Annotated in this window: 6 protein-coding genes and 1 pseudogene; 1 reads left to right on the forward strand and 6 read right to left on the reverse strand. The window is 67.2% G+C overall.

Features of this window, described 5'->3' with window-relative positions; all coding sequences use genetic code 11:
- The 4 genes from H0W38_RS15105 to H0W38_RS15120 all read right to left on the reverse strand — a co-directional run.
- A partial coding sequence (locus H0W38_RS15105) for a gamma-glutamyltransferase (RefSeq protein ID WP_292455495.1) occupies nt 1-500 on the reverse strand: 500 nt, incomplete at its 3' end.
- Nucleotides 501-538: 38 nt separating this feature from the next.
- Nucleotides 539-1,864, reverse strand: coding sequence for a TRAP transporter large permease subunit (locus H0W38_RS15110; RefSeq protein WP_292455498.1), 1,326 nt, complete (start codon nt 1,862-1,864; stop codon nt 539-541).
- Nucleotides 1,861-2,424, reverse strand: a complete 564-nt coding sequence (locus tag H0W38_RS15115) for a TRAP transporter small permease subunit (RefSeq protein ID WP_292455499.1) — start codon at nt 2,422-2,424, stop codon at nt 1,861-1,863. The genes H0W38_RS15110 and H0W38_RS15115 overlap by 4 nt, the downstream gene beginning before the upstream one ends.
- 91 nt (nt 2,425-2,515) lie before the next feature.
- Nucleotides 2,516-3,613 carry a TRAP transporter substrate-binding protein gene (locus H0W38_RS15120; protein ID WP_292455501.1) on the reverse strand — a complete coding sequence of 366 codons (1,098 nt, stop codon included), beginning with the start codon at nt 3,611-3,613 and terminating at the stop codon, nt 2,516-2,518.
- 345 nt (nt 3,614-3,958) lie between these two features.
- On the opposite strand from H0W38_RS15120, the gene H0W38_RS15125 reads away from it, so the two are divergent.
- Entirely contained in the window at nt 3,959-4,291 is a 333-nt protein-coding gene (locus H0W38_RS15125) for a hypothetical protein (protein WP_292455503.1), read from the forward strand.
- 36 nt (nt 4,292-4,327) lie between these two features.
- Here the strand turns inward: H0W38_RS15125 and ligD are convergent.
- Both ligD and H0W38_RS15140 read right to left on the reverse strand, forming a co-directional pair.
- Nucleotides 4,328-5,251: pseudogene (gene ligD, locus H0W38_RS22125) on the reverse strand (non-homologous end-joining DNA ligase).
- A partial coding sequence (locus H0W38_RS15140) for a DNA polymerase ligase N-terminal domain-containing protein (protein WP_292455510.1) occupies nt 5,248-5,868 on the reverse strand: 621 nt, incomplete at its 5' end. The pseudogene ligD and the gene H0W38_RS15140, both read right to left, overlap by 4 nt.

Below are 5,868 nucleotides of genomic sequence, written 5' to 3' on the forward strand. Positions count from 1 at the left end.
CCCGCGATCGGGTTCAGCTCGGCCCGCTTGGCCGTCGTGCAGGCCCACTGGCTGTGCGTCACGGGGATGCCTTCCCGCGCATACCAGATCGCATCCTCGAGCAGCCGCGACAGCGGCATCCGCCCGCGCCACTCCCGGGCCAGCACGTGCGCCGCACCCCAACCCGACACCGTGCCGGCCACCGTGAGCGCGGCCAGGCCGCCGCGAAACGGAATGCTGCCGCCCACGCCACGCGGCGCATACGCCTCGAGCGTGGCGGCGGCGGCGCTGGCGCCGCTGGCATCGATGCCCAGCGACTGCCCGCCCGGCCCATTGATGACCCAGAAGCCGTCGCCGCCGATGGAGTTCATGTGCGGGTACACCACGGCGATGGAGGCCGCCGCCGCGATCATGGCTTCGAGCGCGTTGCCGCCTTCGCGCAGAACGCTCAGGGCGGCCTCGGCTGCCAGGCTGTGCGGCGCCACGGCGATGCCGCGGCGGCCGAGAAAAGATTGAGTCATGACGTGTGGGCCCGGTGGATGCGGTGAGCCGGATGAGCCTACCAGCCGATCGCCTCCGGCAGCCAGGTGGCGATGGGCGGAAAAAGGAACAGCAGGGCGACGCCCACGATCTGCAGCCCCACGAAAGGCAGCACGCCGACGTAGATGTGCCGCGTGGTGATCTCCGGCGGCGCCACACCGCGAAGGAAGAAGAGTGACCAGCCGAAAGGCGGCGTGAGGAACGAAGCCTGCAGATTGATGGTGATCAGCATCGCCAGCCAGACCGGATCGACCCCCGCCGCATTGAAGATCGGCAGGAACAGCGGCACGGCGATGTAGCTGATCTCGATCCACTCGAGAAAGAAGCCGAGCACGAAGATCAACCCCATCAGGAACCAGATGTCGCCATTGATGCCGCCCGGCAGCATCTCGAACAGGTCCTCGATCAGGCCTTCGCCGTGCAGCCCGCGAAAGGCCAGGCTGAACACCTGCGCGCAGATCAGGATGAACAGCACCATGGCCGAGATGCGCGTGGTGGTCTGCATCACCTCGCGCAGCACCGACAGCGACAGCCGGCGCGCGAGCGCCACCACGAGGATCGCCCCCAGCGCGCCCATCGAGGCCGCCTCGGTGGGCGCGGCGATGCCGCCGATGATCGAGCCCAGCACCGCGAACACCAGCGTCACGGGCGGCAGCGCCACCTTCACGACACGCAGCCACAGGTCGCGCCGGGAGAGCGCATCGCGCTCGGCCCGCGGCACCGGCGGCATGGCGTTGGGGCGCAGCATGCCGTACACCACGATCCAGGTGCAGTAGAGCGCGGCCAGCATCAGCCCCGGGAACACGGCGGCCGCGAACAGCGTGCCGACCGACAACTGCATGATGTCGGACAGCAATATGAGCACCAGGCTCGGTGGAACGATCTGCCCCAGAGTTCCCGACGCGCAGATCGCGCCGCACGAAACTCCTGGGTCGTAACCGCGCCGCAGCAGGGTGGGCAGGGTCAACAGGCCGAGCGTGATGACGGTCGCGCCGACGATGCCGGTGGTCGCACCCAGCAGCACGCCCACGCCGATGATGCCCAGTGCCATGCCGCCGCGCAGCCCGCCGGCGAGGTGGCCGATGACGTCGAGCAGATCCTCTGCCAGCCGCGATTTCTCCAGCATGACACCCATGAAGACGAACAGCGGAATCGCCAACCACTGGTAGTTGGCGACCACGCCGTAGATGCGTGCCGGCAGCAGGTTGAACAGACTCTCGCCGAAGCCCATGAAGCCGAAGATGAAGCCGCTCGCCGCCAGCGTGATGCCGACCGGCACGCCCGTCATCAGCAGGGCAAAGAAACCGATCAGCAGGCCGATCGCCAGCCACTCCTGCGGGCTCATCGCCCGCTCTCCGCGGCCGGCTTGCCAGACAGCCGCAGTGCTGCCGCGACGCCCTGCGCAAAGGCCTGCAGCCCGAACAGAGCGAAGCCGAGCGGGATCAGCGCCTTGAGCACCCAGCGGTGGGTGAGCCCACCGGGGTCGGCGGAGATTTCATCGATGCTGTAGGACTGCTCGACGTAGTTCATCGAATAGCGGATCACCAGCGCGGCGAGCGCCACCGCAAGCACGGCCGTGAACAGATCGACCGCCGCCTGACCGCGTGGTGAGTAGCGCGCGTAGAACACATCGACGCGCACGTGCTCGCCCTTGTTCAGCGCGTAAGTCATGCCGATCAGCACCAGCGGCGCCAGCAGGTGCCACTCGAGCTCCTGCGACCACACCGAGCCAATGCTGAAGACGTAGCGCAGCAACACGTTGACGGCCATCACCACGACGATGACCAGCGTGAGCCACGAGGCGGCACGGCCGATCCGGTCCACGGCACGGTTCACCGCGGCGACGAAGGCGCCGGGCAACGTGCCGCTCGCCGCCCCGTGGCCGGCGGGAGGCGGGGCGCTCACTGCGGCCCCAAAAACGGTTGCACGTGCGGGTTCCGGCTCGCCGATGCCTTGCTTCGCAACGGCTGCCGCGTTCTGCTGCGCGGGCGAGGCATCAGACCGAAACGATCTTGCTGTGGTACGGCCCTTCGCTGTAGCCGGCCCAGGCCTCGTACTTCTTCTGGTACGCGCTGTACGAGTCGTTCACCTTCTTGGTCATCGGGTCCTTCGCCACCGCCTCGGCAATCACCTTGGCGGTGACTTCGCGCAGCTTCTGGATCACTTCGTCGGGCAAGGGCCGCGCGATCACACCCTGGTTCTTGATCAGATCGTCCATCGCCTCGGCGTTGTTGCGCTGGCACCAAGCTTCGCTGATCACGTTGCAGGCCGCTGCCGCGTTCTCCACCACCGCCTGCAGATCCTTGGGGAGCTTGCCCCATGCGGCCTTGTTGATCAGCAGTTCGGACACCGTGGCCGACTCGTGCCAGCCGGTCGTGTAGTAGTACTTGGCGGCGTTGTGCAGGCCGAGCTTGCGGTCCTGGAACGGGCCGACGAACTCGGCGGCATCGATCACGCCGCGCTCGAGCGCCGGGAAGATCTCGCCGCCGGGCAGCAGCTTCACGTCCACCCCAAGCTCGGCATAGACGCGGCCGGCCAGGCCCGGAATGCGCATCTTCAGGCCCTTGAGGTCGGCACTCGACTTGATCTCTTTCTTGAACCAGCCGGTCATCTGCACACCGGTGTTCCCGCAGGGCATGGCGATCATGCCGAAGGGCGCATAGACCTCGTTCCACAGCGCCATGCCGCCGCCGTCGTAGAGCCACCCGTTGATGCCCTGGAAGTTGAGGCCGAAAGGCACGGCGGTGAAGTACTGCGCCGCGAAGGTCTTGCCGGTCCAGAAGTAGCTGTTGGCGTGGTTCATCTCCACGGTGCCGGAACGCACGGCGTCGAAGCCTTCGAGCGCGGGAATCAGCTCGCCCGCGCCGAACACCTGGATCTTGAGCCGCCCGCCCGACATTGCGTCGATGCGCTTCGCAAGATCGGTGGCACTGCCCGGGCCCTCCATGTAGAAGGGCGAGCCCTTGCCGTAGGCGCTGGTCATCTTCCAGCTGAACTTCTCCTGGGCTCTGGCGATCGCCGGAAAGCCCAGTGCCGTGCCGGCAAGGGCTGCCACCGAACCGCTTCGCAGCAGCGTGCGTCGTGTCTGGGTCATCAGTTTTCCTCGAATGGATAAGACAGTGCAGCCTTGCTCGACAACAGCGGACACGGCGGCTGGGGCTGGTTCATGCTAGGTGCGTGCCAGGCCGGCGTCAACGCAGGGAAAACGCGTTGCTCCACGCAGGCGCGCAGGGTCAGCACACCGTGGGACCGGACAAGGCGGCGCTGCGGTGCAGCGCTACTGGTGCACGGGCGCACCAGCTTCGATCTGGTGCACTCGCAACAGGCGGACGATTTCGTCAAGGCTCAGCCACTCTGATCAAGCCGGTGGACCTGCACCGCTTGCGGGCTTGGTCGAAGAAGTGTGCGAAGCGGCGTTGCCCACCGCTACAGTGACCAGATGACCTCGAGACTCCGCAACAAGGGCGCCGGGTACGCGCTCACCGCCTGGTTCGATGGCAGCCATCGCCCCGCCCATGCCGGTGTGTACGAGCGGAAGGCGCCGGCCGGCCGCTATGCCTGCTGGGGCGGCGAAGGCTGGTTCGCCGATGCGGCAAGCCCGCCAGCGGCGGCGCTCGAGGAAGCGCCGAGCGCGCATCAGGCCGCGCCTTGGCGCGGCCTGGCAAAGCCGCCTGCTGCACCCTGCCTTACCTGCCGCGGGCACACGCTGCTCGACCACGGCTACGACGAGCAGACCGAACTGGACGTCATCATGGAGTGCCCCGACTGCTGAGGACTCGGCTCGCGTTGGCGCGGCCGCGGGTTCCCGCTAGCTCCGCTTGGGCTTGGATCTTGTCGACTTGGACTTTTCCTGCGGCTTGAATCCGAGCGTTTTCATGGCGCCGGTGAGCAACTGTTTCGCCTTCCAGTAGTCGGTCCAGAGGTCGTCTTTCTGAAAAGACAGATGCTCGCGCGCATCGGCGATCGTCCATTGCGCGCCGCTCTTGAGCCCGGCGAGCTGCTCCCACGAGACCGGCATCGAAACCCCCAGCCCGGGGCGCGCCCTGGCGGAGAACGCCGCTGCAGTCGTCGCGCCGTGACCGTTGCGCAGGTAGTCCGCAAATATCTTGCCGATCCGGTTGGCAGGGCCGCTCTTGGCGACGAAGCGATCGGGAATGGTCTGCGCGAGATGCACAACGATCGCTTGAGAGAAATCCTTGACGGTGTCCTAGTCCCAGCGAGCCGCGATTGGCACGACGACGTGCAGGCCCTTGCCGCCGCTGGTCTTGAGCCAGCTCTCCAGGCCCAGGTGCTGCAAGAGCGCCCGGGTCAGCACGGCGCCCTCTCGCACCGCATTCCATGCCACGCCTTCGCCCGGGTCGAGGTCGAACACCATGCGGTCGGGCTTGTCGATGTTCTTCGAGGTCGAGCTCCAGGTGTGCAGTTCGATCACGTTCATCTGTGCCGCGCCGAGCAGGGCCTGCAGCGTGTCGATCTGCAGCAGCGCGTCATGCTCCGGCCAGAGCGACGGGTCGAGTTCGGTGATGCCCGGAATGCCGATCTTCTCGCCGTGCTTCTGGAAGAAGAGCGGGCCGGTGACGCCTTTCGGGCCGCGAACGAGCGAGACGGGGCGGCCCTTCAGGTGAGGCAGGATCCAGTCCGAGACGCTTTCGTAGTGGCGCACCAGATCGATCTTCTTCAGGCCGCTGCTCGGATCGATGACGCGCTGCGGGTTGGATACCTTCACGCTCATGGCGGATTCCGCTGCCGCCGACGCTGACGCCGACCTTGACGCCGGCGCAGGCGCGGAGGACTGCGCGAGCGCGGCCCCCGACTCTTCCCGCCGCTGCCCGCCGCATCGAACGGCGCGGTGGGGAGGCTGCCGACCTCCGCCGAGGCGCCCGCCCTGTCCGTGAAGCCGCCCACCACGAACTCCTGCCGACGGTGGCACTTGAGCTTGAGCCAGGTTTCACTGCGCTCCGAGCGATAGGGCGCATCGGTGCGCTTGGCGATCACGCCCTCCAGGTGCATCTCGCAGGCCGAGCGCAGGACGCTCGCCGCATCGGCGGCGAAGGTCTCGCTGAATCGAAGGTGCTCGCTGGTCTTGCCTTTTAGCAAGCGCTCGAGCAACGCCCGGCGAGCCACGCCGATCCCATCCCGAGCGCCTTCAACTCCGCAGCAAGGCCGGGCATCTTCGTTGCCGATCGGCGTCCATGTGCCGTGATCCCACACGATGACGGTGCCGGCGCCGTAGTTCCCGGGCGGGATGGTCCCCTCGAAGGCGCCATAGGACAGCGGGTGGTCCTCGGTGCGCACGGCCATGCGCTTGTCAGTGGGATCGAAGCTCGGGCCCTTGGGCACCGCCCATGA

The organism is Methylibium sp., from assembly GCF_013817365.1.
Lineage (GTDB): Bacteria > Pseudomonadota > Gammaproteobacteria > Burkholderiales > Burkholderiaceae_C > Methylibium.